This window comes from Rhizobium sp. Root708, from assembly GCF_001429725.1.
Classification (GTDB): Bacteria; Pseudomonadota; Alphaproteobacteria; order Rhizobiales; family Rhizobiaceae; genus Rhizobium.
Map to the genome: position 1 here is coordinate 199,059 of NZ_LMHV01000012.1, position 15,553 is coordinate 214,611.

Annotated in this window: 18 protein-coding genes; 4 read left to right on the plus strand and 14 right to left on the minus strand. The window is 60.4% G+C overall.

The annotated features are described in order from the left end of the window. Positions 1-108: 108 nt before the first annotated feature. Positions 109-1,197, plus strand: a complete 1,089-nt coding sequence (gene hrcA, locus ASE04_RS11390) for a heat-inducible transcriptional repressor HrcA (protein ID WP_056817655.1) — start codon at positions 109-111, stop codon at positions 1,195-1,197. Positions 1,198-1,199: 2 nt separating this feature from the next. Here hrcA and ASE04_RS11395 read toward each other — a convergent pair whose 3' ends face one another. Beyond that, positions 1,200-1,634 (minus strand): GFA family protein, encoded by a 435-nt coding sequence (locus tag ASE04_RS11395; RefSeq protein ID WP_056816775.1) that lies wholly within the window; start codon positions 1,632-1,634, stop codon positions 1,200-1,202. A gap of 219 nt (positions 1,635-1,853) precedes the next feature. Here ASE04_RS11395 and grpE point away from each other — a divergent pair, with 219 nt between their 5' ends. Continuing rightward, the gene (gene grpE, locus ASE04_RS11400; RefSeq protein WP_056816779.1) at positions 1,854-2,483 is read left to right on the plus strand and encodes a nucleotide exchange factor GrpE; all 630 of its coding nucleotides are present in this window, start codon (positions 1,854-1,856) and stop codon (positions 2,481-2,483) included. A 52-nt stretch (positions 2,484-2,535) separates the two neighbouring features. Here the strand turns inward: grpE and ASE04_RS11405 are convergent, their stop codons facing one another. Beyond that, positions 2,536-3,480 (minus strand): nucleoside hydrolase, encoded by a 945-nt coding sequence (locus ASE04_RS11405; protein ID WP_056816783.1) that lies wholly within the window; start codon positions 3,478-3,480, stop codon positions 2,536-2,538. A 259-nt stretch (positions 3,481-3,739) separates the two neighbouring features. Between ASE04_RS11405 and ASE04_RS11410 the strand changes: the two genes are divergently transcribed. Both ASE04_RS11410 and ASE04_RS11415 read left to right on the plus strand, forming a co-directional pair. Then, positions 3,740-4,171, plus strand: coding sequence for an Hsp20 family protein (locus tag ASE04_RS11410; RefSeq protein WP_056816788.1), 432 nt, complete (start codon positions 3,740-3,742; stop codon positions 4,169-4,171). Between the two features lie 49 nt (positions 4,172-4,220). Then, positions 4,221-4,478 carry a DUF1150 family protein gene (locus tag ASE04_RS11415; protein ID WP_056816791.1) on the plus strand — a complete coding sequence of 86 codons (258 nt, stop codon included), beginning with the start codon at positions 4,221-4,223 and terminating at the stop codon, positions 4,476-4,478. A 7-nt stretch (positions 4,479-4,485) separates the two neighbouring features. Here the strand turns inward: ASE04_RS11415 and trmB are convergent, their stop codons facing one another. The 12 genes from trmB to tsaB form a co-directional block, all read right to left on the minus strand. Beyond that, a complete protein-coding gene (gene trmB, locus ASE04_RS11420; RefSeq protein WP_056816794.1) occupies positions 4,486-5,187 on the minus strand; it encodes a tRNA (guanine(46)-N(7))-methyltransferase TrmB in 702 nt (233 codons plus the stop codon). Next, complete coding sequence (gene metK / locus ASE04_RS11425; protein ID WP_056816799.1) at positions 5,184-6,437, minus strand: methionine adenosyltransferase; 1,254 nt, start codon at positions 6,435-6,437, stop codon at positions 5,184-5,186. The genes trmB and metK overlap by 4 nt, the downstream gene beginning before the upstream one ends. A gap of 182 nt (positions 6,438-6,619) precedes the next feature. Continuing rightward, positions 6,620-7,039 (minus strand): helix-turn-helix domain-containing protein, encoded by a 420-nt coding sequence (locus ASE04_RS11430; protein ID WP_056816803.1) that lies wholly within the window; start codon positions 7,037-7,039, stop codon positions 6,620-6,622. Positions 7,040-7,191: 152 nt separating this feature from the next. Further along, positions 7,192-8,796, minus strand: a complete 1,605-nt coding sequence (gene lnt, locus ASE04_RS11435) for an apolipoprotein N-acyltransferase (RefSeq protein ID WP_056816808.1) — start codon at positions 8,794-8,796, stop codon at positions 7,192-7,194. 77 nt (positions 8,797-8,873) lie between these two features. Then, on the minus strand, positions 8,874-10,028 hold the full coding sequence (locus tag ASE04_RS11440) for a hemolysin family protein (RefSeq protein WP_056816810.1): 1,155 nt from the start codon (positions 10,026-10,028) through the stop codon (positions 8,874-8,876). Further along, a complete protein-coding gene (ybeY, locus tag ASE04_RS11445) occupies positions 10,025-10,540 on the minus strand; it encodes an rRNA maturation RNase YbeY (RefSeq protein ID WP_056816813.1) in 516 nt (171 codons plus the stop codon). The genes ASE04_RS11440 and ybeY overlap by 4 nt, the downstream gene beginning before the upstream one ends. Further along, positions 10,540-11,592: a PhoH family protein gene (locus tag ASE04_RS11450; protein ID WP_056816816.1), complete on the minus strand. Its 1,053-nt coding sequence runs from the start codon at positions 11,590-11,592 to the stop codon at positions 10,540-10,542. The genes ybeY and ASE04_RS11450 overlap by 1 nt, the downstream gene beginning before the upstream one ends. A gap of 18 nt (positions 11,593-11,610) precedes the next feature. Next, positions 11,611-13,020 (minus strand): tRNA (N6-isopentenyl adenosine(37)-C2)-methylthiotransferase MiaB, encoded by a 1,410-nt coding sequence (gene miaB / locus ASE04_RS11455; RefSeq protein WP_056816819.1) that lies wholly within the window; start codon positions 13,018-13,020, stop codon positions 11,611-11,613. Positions 13,021-13,068: 48 nt separating this feature from the next. Beyond that, entirely contained in the window at positions 13,069-13,866 is a 798-nt protein-coding gene (locus tag ASE04_RS11460; protein WP_056816822.1) for a lysophospholipid acyltransferase family protein, read from the minus strand. 33 nt (positions 13,867-13,899) lie between these two features. Next, positions 13,900-14,328 carry a Fur family transcriptional regulator gene (locus ASE04_RS11465; RefSeq protein WP_056816827.1) on the minus strand — a complete coding sequence of 143 codons (429 nt, stop codon included), beginning with the start codon at positions 14,326-14,328 and terminating at the stop codon, positions 13,900-13,902. Positions 14,329-14,364: 36 nt separating this feature from the next. Next, a complete protein-coding gene (locus ASE04_RS11470; RefSeq protein ID WP_200960708.1) occupies positions 14,365-14,865 on the minus strand; it encodes a GNAT family N-acetyltransferase in 501 nt (166 codons plus the stop codon). Then, positions 14,862-15,521: a tRNA (adenosine(37)-N6)-threonylcarbamoyltransferase complex dimerization subunit type 1 TsaB gene (tsaB, locus tag ASE04_RS11475; protein ID WP_056816834.1), complete on the minus strand. Its 660-nt coding sequence runs from the start codon at positions 15,519-15,521 to the stop codon at positions 14,862-14,864. The genes ASE04_RS11470 and tsaB overlap by 4 nt, the downstream gene beginning before the upstream one ends. Between the last annotated feature and the right edge of the window lie 32 nt (positions 15,522-15,553).

A 15,553-nucleotide genomic window follows, 5' to 3' on the forward strand; every position in this document is an offset into this window, starting at 1 on the left:
GTTGAGAGCTTCTACGATTGGCAGCGTCCATTTGCAATTTCCCTTTTGCCGCTGCCGGGAGATTGGCTATATTTTGTCACCATCATCAGCACGGGTATACAAAGTTTCATGGAGTTCAGATCAACGTCGGTTTCAGATGTCGTGGCTGCGCTGGATGAACGCTCCAAGGAAATCTTTCGCCGCATCGTAGAGGGCTATCTGGAAACGGGCGAACCGCTCGGCTCCCGTAACCTGTCGCGCATTCTGCCGATGTCGCTGTCGCCGGCCTCCGTGCGCAACGTCATGAGCGACCTGGAAGAGCTCGGCCTCATCTATTCGCCGCACGTCAGCGCCGGTCGCCTGCCGACGCAGATCGGCCTGCGTTTTTTCGTCGATGCCTTCATGCAGGTGGGAGACCTCTCCGCGGAGGACCGTGCCAACATCGACCGGCAGGTGCGCGCCGAGAGCCGCGACAATCCGATGGAACTGATGATGAACGAGGCAAGCCGAATGCTTTCTGGCATTTCGCGCGGTGCCGGCCTCGTCATTACCTCGAAGAGCGATCCGGTCCTCAAGCATGTCGAATTCATCCGGCTTGAGCCAACCAAGGCGCTCGCCGTGCTCGTCGGTGATCACGACCAGGTGGAAAACCGCATCATCGAGCTTCCGGCCGGCGTGACCTCGTCACAGCTGACCGAAGCCGCGAATTTTCTCAACGCGCATATGACCGGCCAGACGCTGCCGGAACTGAGCAATCAGCTGAGCCGGCTGAAGGACGAGGTGCGCAGCGAGCTCGATACATTGTCGCAGGCGCTGGTGGAGCGTGGTATTGCCGTGTGGTCCGGCAGCGCCGACGAAGGCAAGCCGGCGCAGCTTATCATTCGCGGACGTGCCAATCTGCTTGCGGACCTGGCCGGTGCTGATGATCTCGACCGGCTGCGCATGCTGTTCGACGACCTTGAGAAGAAGGACAGCCTGCTCGAGCTTCTCAATCTCGCCGAAAGCGGTCCGGGTGTGCGGATTTTCATCGGCTCGGAGAACAAGCTGTTCTCGCTCTCCGGCTCGTCGCTGATCGTTGCGCCTTATCGCGACGACGACGACCGCATTGTCGGCGCCGTCGGCGTCATCGGACCGACGCGGCTAAATTATTCGCGCATCGTGCCGATGGTCGACTATACCGCGCAACTGATGACGCGCCTGTCACGCGGCGCGAAATAGGGCTACTCCGGCAGCAGGTCGCCTGAGCCGCCCATCTCCGCCGGCATGTCCTTGTACTTCGGCAGCCCGTCGCGGATCCGCAGGACGCTTTCCTGATAGTTGACGTGCAGTGCCGGGACATAGTTGAAATCGGGCAGGAGCGCCGCGTAGACATCGGTAATGCCCCAGGTCGGATGCTCCGTGTAGAGATGTCCTCCGCAGAGCTCGCAGAACTTTCGCACGCTTGTGTCGGACTTCTGGTAGCCCTCCACATGTTCTCCGCCTTTGGTGACGCGGACAGCCTGCGGCTGCCATAGCGTGAAGGCGTTGACCGGCCCCGCCGACCAATGGCGGCAGGAGGCGCAATGACAATAACCCATGGCCACCGGCTCGCCGGTAGCAACAATCTCCACGGCACCGCAAAAGCAGCGCCCCGAATAACTCTTCTGATCGCTCATGTGGCAGCTCCCTGACCGGAAAAAGGCCGAAGCACGGGGATGTTTAGGTAGCGCTAAAATAAAAGAACTTTAGAGAGGGCGAGTCAAGGTGGTGGATGGCGGCGAAGACGATCCAGCTTGACCCGCATCGCACGCTTTTCGGTCACGCAGACTTGATTTTTGCCCGCCAAAGCTCGATATCGGGCACATCCTAAAAGACACCAATTACCGGAGAACGTCATGACTGACGAAACGACGAAGAACGGACCTGACGCCGCCGCGGCCGAAGCTGCAGCCGACGCGGCCGCAAACGTCGAAAACGAGGCCGCCGAAGACACGGCGCAGCCCGATCCATTGGCCCTCCTGAAGGCTGAAAATGCCGAGCTGCGCGATCGCTATCTGCGTCTCGCTGCCGAAATGGACAACCTGCGTCGCCGCACGGAGCGTGAGGTCAAGGACGCCAAGACCTACTCAGCAGCAGGTTTCGCACGCGACATGCTCGCGGTTTCGGACAATTTGCGTCGCGCCATCGACGCCGTTCCTGAAGAAGCCAAGGCGGCTGGCGATGCCGGCCTCAACACGCTGATCGAAGGCGTCGAGATGACCGAGCGCTCGATGCTGTCGACGCTAGAACGCCACGGCGTCCGCAAGCTGGAGCCGGTTGGCCAGAAGTTCGATCCGAACTTCCACCAGGCGATGTTCGAAGTGCCGAATCCTGAAGTGCCTAACAACACGGTGGTTCAGGTCGTTCAGGACGGCTATTCGATTGGCGAGCGCGTTCTGCGTCCTGCCATGGTGGGTGTCGCCAAGGGCGGCCCGAAGCTTGTCGAACCCGATACCAATTCGATCTTCGACCAGAAGGACGCCTGATCCGATCGGGCCCGCTACGCGGGCCTGATCTCTCAGGCGCCTTTTGTAATCATCAGATGCGGGCGAAGCGCTCGATCAAGAGATCGAAGAAACCGTCCGCATCGACGTCACGCATGACCTGCGCGTTGCGCTTGCGGTCGGTGACGTGCCACCAGTCGACGACGGTCATGCCGACCGTCAGCTCCGATTTTACCTCGATCTCCACGTTGCAGGTCCGGCCCTTGAAGAGTTCCGGCTTCAGCAGATAGGCGATCACGGTCGGATCGTGCAGCGGGCCGCCGTCCGAACCGTACTTCTCGATATCGAAGCGCTCGAAGAATTCCAGCATCTCGACCATGGCGATGGCCGGGCGCGTGCCGAGATCGGCCATGCGCTTGACGCGGTCCTTGCGGGTCAGCAGCTTGTGCGTGACGTCAAGCGGCATCATCACGACCGGGACGCCGGAGCGGAACACGATATCCGCAGCCTCGGGATCCACGTAGATATTGAACTCGGCCGCCGGGGTGATGTTGCCGCCTTCGAAGAAGCCGCCGCCCATCATGACCAGTTCGCAAACCCGCGGAACGATGTCGGGCGCCTTCTGGAACGCCAGGCCGATGTTGGTCAGCGGTCCGAGCGTGCAGAGCGTGACGGTGCCTTCAGGCTCGTTGCGCAGCGTTTCGATGATGAAATCGACCGAATGCTGCGCCTGCAGCGGCATTGTGGGCTCGTCGAGAACTGGGCCGTCGAGGCCTGTCTTCCCGTGCACGTGCTCGGCAGTCACCAGCTTGCGGGCGATCGGCTGGTCGGCGCCGGCGAACACCTTCGTATCGGTGCGGTCACAGAGCTCGCAGACAATGCGTGCATTGCGGCTGGTGTAGGAGAGCGGCACGTTACCGGCGACCGTAGTGATGCCCAGCACCTGGAGTTCTTCCGGGCTGCCGAAGGCCAGCATGATCGCGGCTGCATCGTCCTGACCTGGGTCGGTGTCGATAATTATCTTTCTCGGGTCTGCCATTCCAGTTGTTCCATCCTCCTAGGTGCTTGTCTTCTTGGTTTGCACCATTGGTCCATTGCCCGCTCCAAATCGGCGCAGCCGCTGCGGGGCACGTTTTGATGCGAGGCCCAGTCAGCTTTGTCAAGCGCATGCAACCGGGCAAACCATATGCCGCGCCGAGCTTTGCCTTGCGTCAGAGCGTCGCCGTTCCCATATTAGAGGTATCCGGATGCTGAGCGTCAGGTCCGGCAAGGTCGCTTGAATCAAGGACTTGATGACTATGAGCCGTATTACGCCCTTCGCCAGCCCTTTGCTCCTGGGCTTTGACGCCATGGAAAAAACGCTTGAGCGTCTGTCCAAGGCCAGCGATGGATACCCGCCGTACAATATCGAACGCATTGCCGCGGATCGCGCGGCAGACGATCCGGAACGCTTGCGGATCACGCTTGCGGTGGCCGGCTTCAGCGAAGAAGAACTCGACGTGTCGGTCGAGGAAAATCAACTGTCGATCCGTGGCCGCCAGGTCGATCAGGGCGAGCGGGATTATCTCTATCGCGGCATCGCCGCGCGCCAGTTTCAACGCACCTTCGTATTGGCCGACGGTATGCAGGTTCTCGGCGCAAGTCTTAAGAACGGTCTTCTTTCCGTGGATCTCATTCGGCCGGAACCGGCCCGTATGGTGAAGAAAATTAACATTTCAGTCTCACAGTAGAACAACGGCACTGTTTGAGCCGTTGGTCCCTTCTCATGGAGGTACAGGAATGTTGATGAAAGAAGCCAATTCGCACCTGACCAAAACCGAACTTGCCGGCATCGGCAACGGTGAGGTCGCCTATATCCGCAAAATACGGTCTGAAGACGTATCCAGATGCTTTCCCGAAGCGCCGGATATCGATCCGAGCGTCGACCTCTGGGCACTGTTCGGCGCAGACGGCACGCCGATTCTGCTGACGGACAATCGCTCCAGCACCTTCTTCAAGGCTGCAGAGGATGAACTGAAAACGGTGAGCCTGCACTAAGGCAGGCTCAGACTCGCTTGAATGTGAGATAGGCGGACGATCTGCCTTCGCGACGTGCTTTCGCCTCGTAGCGCGTGCTCGGCCAGCCCTCGTAGGGCGTCAGCCAGTCGGCGGCGTTTTGCGCCAGCCAATCGAAGCCGCCGTGGTCGCGGCACTTCAAGAGCGTCCAGTTGACGTAAGTATCGATATCAGAGGCAAAGCAAAACAGCCCGCCAGGCTTCAATACGCGGTGGAAACGATCGAGGTTCGTCTTTGAGACGAAACGGCGCTTCCAGTGCCTCCGCTTTGGCCATGGATCCGGGTAAAGCAGATCGATCTGGTCGATGGAGCCATCAGGCAGCCAGTCCAGCAGCTGTGTCGCATCGTCGTTGTAGACGCGGACGTTTCGGGCTCCGGCGCCGTCGACGCTCGACAACAGCTTCTGCATGGAATTTATGAACGGCTCGACACCGATGAAACCGGTGGAGGGCGTTTCCAGCGCGCGATGAATGAGATGCTCACCGCCGCCGAAACCGATTTCGAGGCGCAGCCTGTCGGTCGGTACCGGAAAAAGGTCCTTCAGCGGCTCGGGCGGAGCCGCTGAGAGATCGATGATGAACGCCGGAAGCAGGGTGTCCAGTCGCTCCGCCTGATGTTCGCGCAGAGCTTTTCCCTTGCGACGACCGAAGAAGGCTTCGGTCGCCCGTCCGCGGCGTTCCATGTCGGTCATGCTGCTTCCTTGACCTTGACGGCGTCCTTGAGCGCCTTCACGAGATCCGTACGCTCCCAGGAGAACGAGCCGTCGCGGCCGGCCTTGCGGCCGAAGTGGCCATAGGCGGAAGTCTTGGCGTAGATCGGCTTGTTGAGGTCGAGGTGACGACGGATGCCGGTCGGCGACAGGTCCATGTTCTTGCGGATCGCGGCTTCGACCTGGTCTTCCGTCACGCCCTTGCCGGTGCCGTGCAGGTCGACATAGATCGACAGCGGCTGCGCGACGCCGATGGCGTAGGAGAGCTGGATCGTGCAGCGGTCGGAAAGGCCGGCGGCAACGACGTTCTTTGCGAGGTAGCGCGCAGCATAGGCAGCCGAACGGTCGACCTTGGTCGTGTCCTTGCCGGAGAATGCGCCGCCGCCATGCGGAGCCGCACCGCCGTAGGTGTCGACGATGATCTTGCGGCCGGTGAGGCCGGCGTCACCATCGGGACCGCCGATGACGAACTTGCCGGTCGGGTTGATGTACCACTTGCAATCGCTGGCGATCGGCAGGTCGCCAAGCGCTTCGCGGATGTAGGGTTCGACAACGGCACGAACCTTCTTGGAATCCCAGCTGTCGTCGAGATGCTGGGTGGAAAGAACGATCGAGGTCACTTCGGAAGGCTTGCCGTCGACGTAGCGGACAGTCACCTGGCTCTTGGCATCGGGGCCGAGCTTGGCGACATCGCCGTCGCCCTTCTTGCGGGCGGTTGCGAGCAGCTGCAGGATCTTGTGCGAGTAGTAGATCGGCGCCGGCATGAGGTCAGGCGTTTCCTTGCAGGCGTAGCCGAACATGATCCCCTGGTCGCCTGCACCTTCGTCACCCTGCTGATCGGCAGCGTTGTCGACGCCCTGGGCGATATCGGCGGACTGCGAGTGCAGCAGCACGTCGATCTTCGCCGTCTTCCAGTGGAAGCCGTCCTGCTCGTAGCCGATGTCCTTGATGGCGCGGCGGGCCGCGGCCTTGAACTTCGACGGGTTGATGACGTCGTTACCGTTCTTGTCCTTCTTCATCAGGCTCGGGGGCAAGCGAACCTCGCCGGCGATGATGACGCGGTTGGTGGTCGCCAGCGTCTCGCAGGCGATGCGCACGCCCCATGGATTGACGCCGGTCTTGGTGGCTTCGCGATAGACCAGATCCACGATCTCGTCGGAGATGCGGTCACACACCTTGTCCGGATGACCTTCTGCAACTGACTCGCTGGTGAAGAGATAATTGGCGCGCATTTCGGGATTTCCCTCAAAGAACAAAAGCTGGGTAGTAGGTACCCAGTTCAGGGGCGAAAAACAAGCGTAGAAGGACATAAATATATCTTTATGTCTGCGGCAAAGTGGCAAATTATGCCCTAAAACGCAGAAAAAGCGGCCATTTCGACCGCTTTCCCAAAACTCTGTATTTTTGTGGGCGATTATTCGCTGTCGGCTTCGGCCGCGAGCGCCTTGACCAGTTCGACCACCTTGCGGCGGACCTTGGGGTCGGTAATCTTGACGAAGGCCCGGTTGAGTTGCAGGCCCTCCGAAGAGGAGAGGAAGTCAACCACGTAGTTTGAGCTGGAGGCCTCTGCCATCCCGGTCAGCATGCCGGACTGTTCGCCGGGTGCGTCCTCGAAGAAGAATGAAACCGGCACGTTCAGGATGCTGGAAATATTCTGGAGGCGGCTTGCACCAACACGGTTGGTGCCTTTTTCGTATTTCTGGATCTGCTGGAATGTAATGCCGAGGCTTTCCCCTAGTTTTTCCTGGCTCATTCCAAGCATTGTGCGGCGAAGGCGAATGCGACTGCCAACGTGGATGTCGATGGGGTTTGGCTTCTTCTTATTTTCAATCATGGTCCTGCCCTAACAATAATTTTCAACCTTGTTCAAACCGGCATGCCCAAACCCATCCCCAAAACGCCACGTTGCAAAGCTTTGATTAATCACCTTGAAACATACGTTAAGAACGCCGATCGCAACCACTATGCAATTTTAGGGGTTTTCGGTCAATTCTGCTTGAAAACAAAACCAAAGCGCGAACCGGCTGCAATTGCAAACAGAAGTATTTCGATCAACCAGAAGTACCTTTGTCGCGCATATGTCGAACCGCTACTAAATGCACTTCTATCAAGGGTTGCGTCGACAAAGCCAGTTTCATTGAGGGCGAGGCCAGCCACGACGCGCCCTTTGGCATCCACCAGGGCCGAAATGCCGCTGTTGCCGTCGCGAATCAATGGCAGACCCGTCTCCACCGCGCGCACACGCGCCTGTTGAAAGTGCTGATAAGGCCCGGGCGTCGCGCCAAACCAGGCGTCGTTCGTCACATTGAGAATTGCAGCCGCCGAGCCGATGTCGCCGGTCATCTCGTCGGGGAATATGATTTCGTAACAGACGAGCGGGTAGAGCTTGAGCCCACCTGGCAACGTCAACAGCTGACGATTGGCTGCGGCCGAAAAACCGCCCGGCATCTCCACGATATTCTGTATGCCAAACTCGTTCAGAATGCTTTCGAACGGCATGTATTCGCCGAAGGGCACGAGGTGAACCTTGTCGGCGGCGCCGATGATCTGTCCGCGTCCGTCGATCACATAGATCGAATTATAGTAGCGCGGCGGGTTGCCGGGTCCCATGTCTTCGACACGCACGGCGCCGGCCATCAGGATCTGGTTGTCGTCAAGCGTATCGGCGATCCGCGTGAGCGCGTCCTGATTGTCGGTCAGGATGAAGGGGATTGCTGTTTCCGGCCAGACGATGATGTCAGGCTTCTTGCTTCCATCCTTGGGCGGCTCGGCCGAAAGCTTCAGATGTTTTTCGAAGATCGCCGCGCGATCCCCGTCGCTATCCATTTTCGCTGTCTGCTCGATCATCGGCTGGACGAGACGAACGACCGGGCTCTTGCCATCGGCTTTCGGCGTGACGGCGGAGGGGCCATAGAGCGTATAGGCGCCGTAGCCGAGATGGGCCGCGAAGATCAGGGCTGCGAGCGGCAGGCCCAATTTCGCTCCCTGTCGGGTCCCGAGAAGGGCAGGCGCGCTGAAGACGAAAACGGCAAGCGCGGTGATCCCCATGATGCCGATCACATGTGCCGACTGCATCATCAGCGGAACCGGTGTCATTGCGTAGCCGATCGCGTTCCAGGGGAAGCCGGTGAAGACCACGCTTCTTGTCCACTCCAGCAATCCGAAGCTTGCCGCGAGTGCTGCAATTCGGCCGATGCCGTCGGACCAGAAGACCCGCGCCAGCGCGGTCGCCAGGCCGTAGAAGATGGCAAGCAGGGCAGGGAGGCCAAAGATGGCCAGCGGCAGCGCCCAGGCGAACTCTTCCGCGTCGATCATCAGGGCATGGCCAAGCCACCAGAGGCCGGCGACGAAGTAACCGAAACCGAACAGCCATCCTATCACGAAGGACGGCCATAGCCGCCCGACGGGATTGCTGTTCGGCGCAGCCGCGGAGCCGTCGATCAACCACACCAGCAGCGTGAACGAGACGAACATGGCGGCAAAGAAGCCGATCGGCGGGAGTGCCAGGACCCCGAATGCGCCGGCAAACACGGCCAACAACATTCTCCTGAAACCCCAGACCAGGATAACCTTGTCCGCAAGTCGCTCCATGCACACCCCGCCAAGCCGCGAATCAATCAGGACCGCAGTCTTTCAAAAAAGGCACAGTTTGTCGTGGCTTGCGGCGATCAGTTTGCCGTCGGAACCTCGGTCTGGCGGTCATCGCCATGCTCCGGACCCGACATGCCGTCGCCATCCGACTTTACACGGCGACGGAGAGCCTGGCGCTTGCGGGTAATCCGCACGCGCTTGATGCGCCGGGGATCGGCATCGAGAATGTGGAACTCGAAACCGGGCATGGCCTGGACAAGCTCGCCGCGCACGGGAATGCGGCCGAGTTCGGAGAAGATGAGGCCGCCCAGCGTGTCGACTTCGTCAACCTGTTCGGCGATGTCGAAGTCGGGACCGATCGCTTCCGCGATCTCCTCGAGTTCGACGCGCGCATCGGCGACGAACACGTCTTCGGTGATGCGCTTGAACATCACTTCTTCGTCATCGTGTTCATCATCGATATCGCCAACGACCATCTCGACGATGTCTTCGTGCGACGCCAGTCCATCGGTACCGCCGTACTCATCGATGACAAGCGCCATCTGGGTGCGGTTCACCTGCATGCGCCGCAGCAGATCGGCGGCGAGCATGGAAGGCGGAACGAACAAGATCTTCCGGATGATACCGGCCTCGGTCAGCGTCTTCTGCAGGTCCACGCGCGAAAGATCGAAGTTCGGTCTGGCGACGCGGGGTGCCTTCTGCAGATGTTCGGGAGAAACGTCGACAAGCGGTTCGGCAGGCTTCGCAGCCTTCGTGCTGCCGCGGCGCTTGTTGCGCGCCTGCTTGGCAATGTGGGACAGCAGGTCGCGGATATGAACCATCCCGCGCGGGTCGTCGAGCGTATCGGCGTAAACAGGCATGCGCGACCGGCCGGATTCCTCGAACAGGATCATCAACTCGCCGATGGTGATGTTTTGATCGACCGCTTCGATGTCGGCGCGCGGCACCATGACATCGGCGACACGCACTTCGCGGAAGCGAAGGATGTTGTGCAACATCGCCCGCTCGTCGGGCGAAAACACATCGCCATCTGCCGCGTCGGTCAGCAACGCATCGGTGATGTCCTCACGAAGGCGGGAAACCTGCTGCGGTCTCAGGATGCGCGCAGCCCGCGACCAAAAGGATTGGGATCGTCCGGACTGCCTACTACTACTGCCACCCTCGTCGGATGAGGAGGAGGATTGGTCGGTGTCCTTGGCCTCTGCGGCCGGTCTAGTCGTAAAGTCGCTCATGGTTCCATTTTAAGGTCTTGACCCTCGTATGGGTCAGATAGGCCGAGTTCCGCCAAAATGCGAGTCTCCAGCCCCTCCATTATCTCGGCTTCAGCATCATTATTATGATCGTAGCCGAAGAGATGCAAGAAACCGTGCACCATTAAGTGAGTGAGGTGGTCGTCGAAGCTCTTCTCGAGCTCGACCGCCTCCCGCTCCACGGTCTCTTTTGCGATGATGATATCGCCAAACATGGGCCCCGGCACCTTGCCCGGCTTCACCGGGAAGGCAGGAAAGGACAGCACGTTGGTCGGCTTGTCCTTGCCGCGCCATTCGGCGTTGATGTCCTGGATCGAGGCATCATTGGTGAAAACCAGCGACACCTCGGGCACCATTTTTGGAAAGGGCTGCTTGACCGTCTCGCGAAGGTAGATGGCCGCCGTCTCCAGCACCCGATCCGCCAATGCATGCAACGCATCTTCGGAAGGCCAGTCGCCTTCCTCGATGCTGATCTGTATGTCGAGTTCGGCCATCAATCCTGCCGGCTGGCGTCCTCTGCTTCCGCGATGTAGGTCGAGTCGTAAGCCTTTACGATGCGGCCGACAAGCGGGTGGCGCACAACATCCGTATCGCGGAAGCGAACGATCGAGACGCCCTCCACGTCGTTCAGCAGCCGAAGAGCCTCTACCAGTCCGGATTTTACGCCGCGCGGCAAGTCGATCTGGCTCGGATCGCCGGTGACGATCATGCGCGAGTTCTCGCCGAGACGCGTCAGGAACATCTTCATCTGCATCGATGTCGAGTTCTGCGCTTCGTCGAGGATAACGGCTGCGTTTGCGAGCGTCCGTCCGCGCATGAAGGCGAGCGGGGCGATTTCGATGACGCCGGCCGTGATTGCTCGCTCGACCTTGTCGCCGGGCATCATGTCATAGAGCGCGTCATAAAGAGGCCGAAGATATGGATCGACCTTTTCCTTCATGTCGCCGGGAAGGAAGCCGAGGCGTTCGCCGGCTTCGACGGCCGGTCGCGAAAGGATGATCTTTTCGACGGCGCCGCGTTCCAGCAGCTGGGCCGCGTGCGCGACCGCGAGGTAGGTCTTGCCGGTGCCGGCGGGACCGACACCGAAAACCAGCTCCGCGCGTTCCAGCGCGCGCATATAGGCATCCTGGGTCGGCGTGCGGGCAATGATGGTTTTCTTGCGTGTGGAAACCTGCGCCATGGTCAGCTTGGCCTTACGCTCCAAGGTTGGCAGGCTCAGCTGATCGTCCGCTGCAACCGCCATGCGGATCGCGCCTTCGACATCCGATCTTTCCACGCTGCCACCTTTCTGAAGCTTCTCGTAAAGATAATCCAGCGTCCGCCGAGCCTGATTGGTGGTGACGATGTCACCCGTAATCACAACGGAATTGCCACGCGCTCGGGCGTCGATGTTGAGACGCTCTTCGAGCAGCTTCAAATTCTGGTCGAATTGACCGAAAAGCTCACTGGCGAACCGATTGTTCTCGAACGTCAGGACAAAGTGATTGGCGTCGCTCGCTATGCGTGGGTGGCGCGGTGAAGAAGAAACCAATTCTTGTCCGTTCAAGCGGTCAGGCTCCCTGGGTTAGACCTCGGCCTCTGCAATCTCGGCAAACAGGCTGTTGGTTCCGGTTCCGGTGATTCGCACATTAATAATGTCACCGATTCGCGATGCTTTTGCATCAACATTCACTGATTGAAGCCACGGAGAACGGCCTATAAGCTGTCCTGGCATGCGACCGGGCTTTTCAAGCAACAGTTCGATCGTCTTTCCGACACAGGATTCGGCAAATTCCAGCTGCTGCTTCAAGAGAAGCGCCTGCAGGCGTTCGAGCCGTTCTGCCTTGATCTCTTCCGGCACCTGGTCCTTCAGCTCCGCACCGGGCGTGCCCGGCCGTGTCGAGTACTTGAAAGAGAAGGCCTGCGCATAGCGCACCTTCTCCACCAGACGCAGTGTATCTTCAAAATCCTGGTCTGTCTCCCCCGGAAAGCCGACGATGAAATCGCCGGAGAGGGCGATGTCGGGGCGGGCGGCACGAATGCGTTCGATCAGGGTCAGATATTCGGCTGCCGTATGGCGCCGGTTCATCGCTTTCAGGATGCGGTCGGAACCGGCCTGAACCGGCAGGTGCAGATAGGGCATCAGCGCGCGCAAGTCTCTGTGCGCCTCGATCAGGCGGTCGTCCATGTCGCGCGGGTGGCTGGTCGTGTAGCGCAGACGCGCAAGTCCGGGAATCTCGGCCAGCCGGTAAAGCAGGTCGCCAAGCGTCCATTCCTCGCCGTTCGGGCCGAGGCCGTGCCAGGCATTGACGTTCTGGCCGAGCAGGGTCACCTCGCGGACGCCGCCCTCGACGAGCTTCTGCGCTTCCTCGACGATCTGGCTGACCGGCCGCGACACTTCCGAACCGCGGGTATAGGGCACGACACAAAAGGTGCAGAATTTGTCGCAGCCTTCCTGGACGGTCAGGAAGGACGTCACGCCGCGCGAGCGGATCTGCTTGGCCTCGGCGATCGGCAGATGCTCGAACTTGTCTTCGAGCGCGTATTCGGTATCGACGATCCGCTGCCCTTCCTTCGCCTTGCGCAGCGCTTCCGGCAGGCGGTGATAGGTCTGCGGCCCGATGACGACATCGACGGCAGGCGCGCGGCGTAGAATTTCTTCGCCCTCGGCCTGCGCAACGCAGCCGGCAACGCCGATCATGAATTCGCGGCCCTGCTTGTTGCGCTCTTTCTTCATGTCGCGCAGGCGACCGAGAGCCGAATAGACCTTTTCGGCGGCCTTCTCGCGGATATGACAGGTGTTCAGCAGGACGAGGTCAGCCTCGGCCATGTCCTCTGTCTGCTCATAGCCGTCACGCGCGAGCGCATCGCTCATGCGCGTCGAGTCATAGACATTCATCTGACAGCCATAGGTCTTGATGAATACCTTGCGGCTGTTGCTGCCATCGCGGAGATCGGTCTCCGGGGCCGGAAGAAGGGCGCTGTCCTGAGTCATGGCCGGCTATTTAGTGGTTTTTCATGCGCGAGAAAAGGAAATCTTCTCTCAGGCAGCCTCGCGACCGCGCAGCGCTGCCCCGAGCATCGCGCGGATGCGGTGGGCGATGGTTGCGCTGACTTCCTTGCGCTTGCTGTCCCCTCGGTAGGGAATGGCTTCTCCGAAATGCACTTCGACATCGAAGGCACCGCATCTCAGCATGTCCTTCAGGTGCGGCAGCATCTCGACATCGCCAGGCCAAGAGGCAAGCGGACGGTGGTAGCGCCCCATCGGCAGGCCCTGCGCCTTCGTGTAGGCGACCGCCACCGGCTGGACGTAGACCGTACCGCTCGGCGATGCCGGCACAGCCATGGCGGCTGCGCCAAACAGGGAGGACTTCACCTCGAGCAGGCGGTTGCCGTCCGAGGTCGTGCCCTCGGGAAAGAGCACGACGATCTCGCCGTCGGCCATGCGGCCGGCAATCTCGTTCGCCTGGTTGCCCGTCTTGTGCTTCTCTTCGCGCACAACGAAGACGCTTTTTTGCAGCTTCGCCAGCGTCCCGAAGATCGGCCAGTCCCGCACCTCGGTCTTGGCGATGAATGCGACGTCCGCGACCGCCGAGAGGACCATGATGTCCATCCACGAGGAATGATTGGCGCAGAGCATCAGCGGCCGCCGCGTCTCCATATTGCCGCGAATGTGGATGCGGATGCCGAGACAGAAGCAGACCGTGCGGTGCCACATGCGGGGCAGCCAACGTCGCATCTTCCAGTCGTAGCGCAGTGCCAGCAATTGCCACGGCATCAGCAGAATGCTTGCGAGGAGAATGACGATGCCCGCGAAGGCGACACGCAGCCAGGCGATCAAAGAGAAGACTCCCGGGCTGCGCAGCTCATGACCTCAGTGCTCGTCCTTCTTCAGCGGAATGCCGTAGAGTTCCAGCCGATGATCGACGAGTTGGAAGCCATGTTCACGCGCGATGCGTTCCTGCAGTGCCTCGATTTCCGGCGAGCGGAATTCGATGACCATGCCCGACTTCAGGTCGATCAGATGATCGTGGTGTTCTTCCGGAACGGTCTCGTAGCGCGAGCGGCCGTCGCGGAAGTCGTGGCGCGCGATGATGCCCGCATCCTCGAAGAGCTTGACCGTGCGATAAACCGTGGAGATCGAGATCTTGGCGTCGACCTTGACCGAACGGCGATAGAGTTCCTCGACGTCGGGATGGTCAGCGGATTCCTCGAGAATGCGCGCAATGACGCGGCGCTGCTCGGTCATTCGCATGCCGCGCTCAGCGCAAAGCTCCTCCAGGGTCTTGGCCACTTCCGTCATGAGCCGCCTTCCGATAGTCAAACTGCCGTTAGGGAACTAGCGAAGAACACGCTTCATGACAAGCGCCGTGGAGGTCGCACCATTGGCATCCTTGTAGTATCCACGGCGTTCGCCGACCTGGTCGAAGCTTAGCTTGCGATAGAGCCCCAATGCGGCCGCGTTGCCGTTGTCGACCTCGAGGAACATGCTCTCGCCACCGCGAGCCTGGGCCTCGCGGATGGCCGCCTGCATCAGGCGCCAGCCGAGACCGGCCCGCGCCAGCTTCGCCTGCACGGCGATCGTCAGGATCTCGGCTTCGCCGGCGGCCTGCCTTGCCAGCACAAAACCCGGCAGCGGCTTTTTCAGGAAGGCGTTGGTCTGGCGTGCGACAAAACCGAAAACGTTGTTCTGGCTGAGCAGGCTGTAGAATTCTCCATCGCCCCAGGGCTGGGCGAAGCGTTCGCCATGCAGCGTGGCGACGGCGCGGCAATCGTCGCTGTCCATGGCGATGATTTCGAATTCCGGCTTCAGCGTCAGATAGGATTCCAACATGGTCATACTCGTTCGATTGCGAAGCCGGCCTGTGGCTTGGCGTCGGGTCCGCGCAGATAAAGAGGCTTCGGCTTTCCGGAAGAAGGATCGGCGGCAGCACCTAGGCGCGCCACGATGGAGATCGGGAAGTGGTTGGCGTGATCGCCGGATGCGTCGGGTTTCAGCAGCGGGGTCGCCGATCCGGTGATCTCACCGTCGAATCCGGCAGCGAATTCCAGCGCCTCTTCGATCGAGAGGGCGCGGGCCTCGTCAAGCGCGTTGCCTTCGGCGTCGAATGCCTGCAGATAAATCTCGTTGCGCTTCGCATCCATGGCGGCGAGAGCCGCGCGGCCCGGCGTTTTCAGCCGCTGCGCCTCGGCCATGACCGCAAGCGTTGTTATGCCGACAGCGGGGACGCCGAGCGACAGCGCGAAGCCGCGAGCGGCGGCAACACCGACGCGGATGCCGGTAAATGAACCTGGACCAACGGTAACGGCAATGCGATCGACGGCTGATAGCGCAACGCCTGCCTGATCCAGCACGCGGTCGATAATCCCCATCAAATGCTCTGCATGCCCCTTGCCGATCATGTCCGATGCCTCCCCAAGCATCGCCTTCCTGCCGCTGTCATAGAGAGCGGCAGCGCAATCCACACCTGCGGTGTCGAGCGCCAGTATGATCATGGCATCAATTTCCGAATAAAACGTTCCTGAGC

Excerpts from the sequence above, each read along its gene's own strand:
- hrcA (WP_056817655.1), top strand. The coding sequence starts at position 109 with ATGGAGTTCAGATCAACGTCGGTTTCAGATGTCGTGGCTGCGCTGGAT.
- ASE04_RS11395 (WP_056816775.1), bottom strand. The coding sequence starts at position 1,634 with ATGAGCGATCAGAAGAGTTATTCGGGGCGCTGCTTTTGCGGTGCCGTG.
- grpE (WP_056816779.1), top strand. The coding sequence starts at position 1,854 with ATGACTGACGAAACGACGAAGAACGGACCTGACGCCGCCGCGGCCGAA.
- ASE04_RS11405 (WP_056816783.1), bottom strand. The coding sequence starts at position 3,480 with ATGGCAGACCCGAGAAAGATAATTATCGACACCGACCCAGGTCAGGAC.
- ASE04_RS11410 (WP_056816788.1), top strand. The coding sequence starts at position 3,740 with ATGAGCCGTATTACGCCCTTCGCCAGCCCTTTGCTCCTGGGCTTTGAC.
- ASE04_RS11415 (WP_056816791.1), top strand. The coding sequence starts at position 4,221 with ATGTTGATGAAAGAAGCCAATTCGCACCTGACCAAAACCGAACTTGCC.
- trmB (WP_056816794.1), bottom strand. The coding sequence starts at position 5,187 with ATGACCGACATGGAACGCCGCGGACGGGCGACCGAAGCCTTCTTCGGT.
- metK (WP_056816799.1), bottom strand. The coding sequence starts at position 6,437 with ATGCGCGCCAATTATCTCTTCACCAGCGAGTCAGTTGCAGAAGGTCAT.
- ASE04_RS11430 (WP_056816803.1), bottom strand. The coding sequence starts at position 7,039 with ATGATTGAAAATAAGAAGAAGCCAAACCCCATCGACATCCACGTTGGC.
- lnt (WP_056816808.1), bottom strand. The coding sequence starts at position 8,796 with ATGGAGCGACTTGCGGACAAGGTTATCCTGGTCTGGGGTTTCAGGAGA.
- ASE04_RS11440 (WP_056816810.1), bottom strand. The coding sequence starts at position 10,028 with ATGAGCGACTTTACGACTAGACCGGCCGCAGAGGCCAAGGACACCGAC.
- ybeY (WP_056816813.1), bottom strand. The coding sequence starts at position 10,540 with ATGGCCGAACTCGACATACAGATCAGCATCGAGGAAGGCGACTGGCCT.
- miaB (WP_056816819.1), bottom strand. The coding sequence starts at position 13,020 with ATGACTCAGGACAGCGCCCTTCTTCCGGCCCCGGAGACCGATCTCCGC.
- ASE04_RS11465 (WP_056816827.1), bottom strand. The coding sequence starts at position 14,328 with ATGACGGAAGTGGCCAAGACCCTGGAGGAGCTTTGCGCTGAGCGCGGC.
- ASE04_RS11470 (WP_200960708.1), bottom strand. The coding sequence starts at position 14,865 with ATGACCATGTTGGAATCCTATCTGACGCTGAAGCCGGAATTCGAAATC.
- tsaB (WP_056816834.1), bottom strand. The coding sequence starts at position 15,521 with ATGATCATACTGGCGCTCGACACCGCAGGTGTGGATTGCGCTGCCGCT.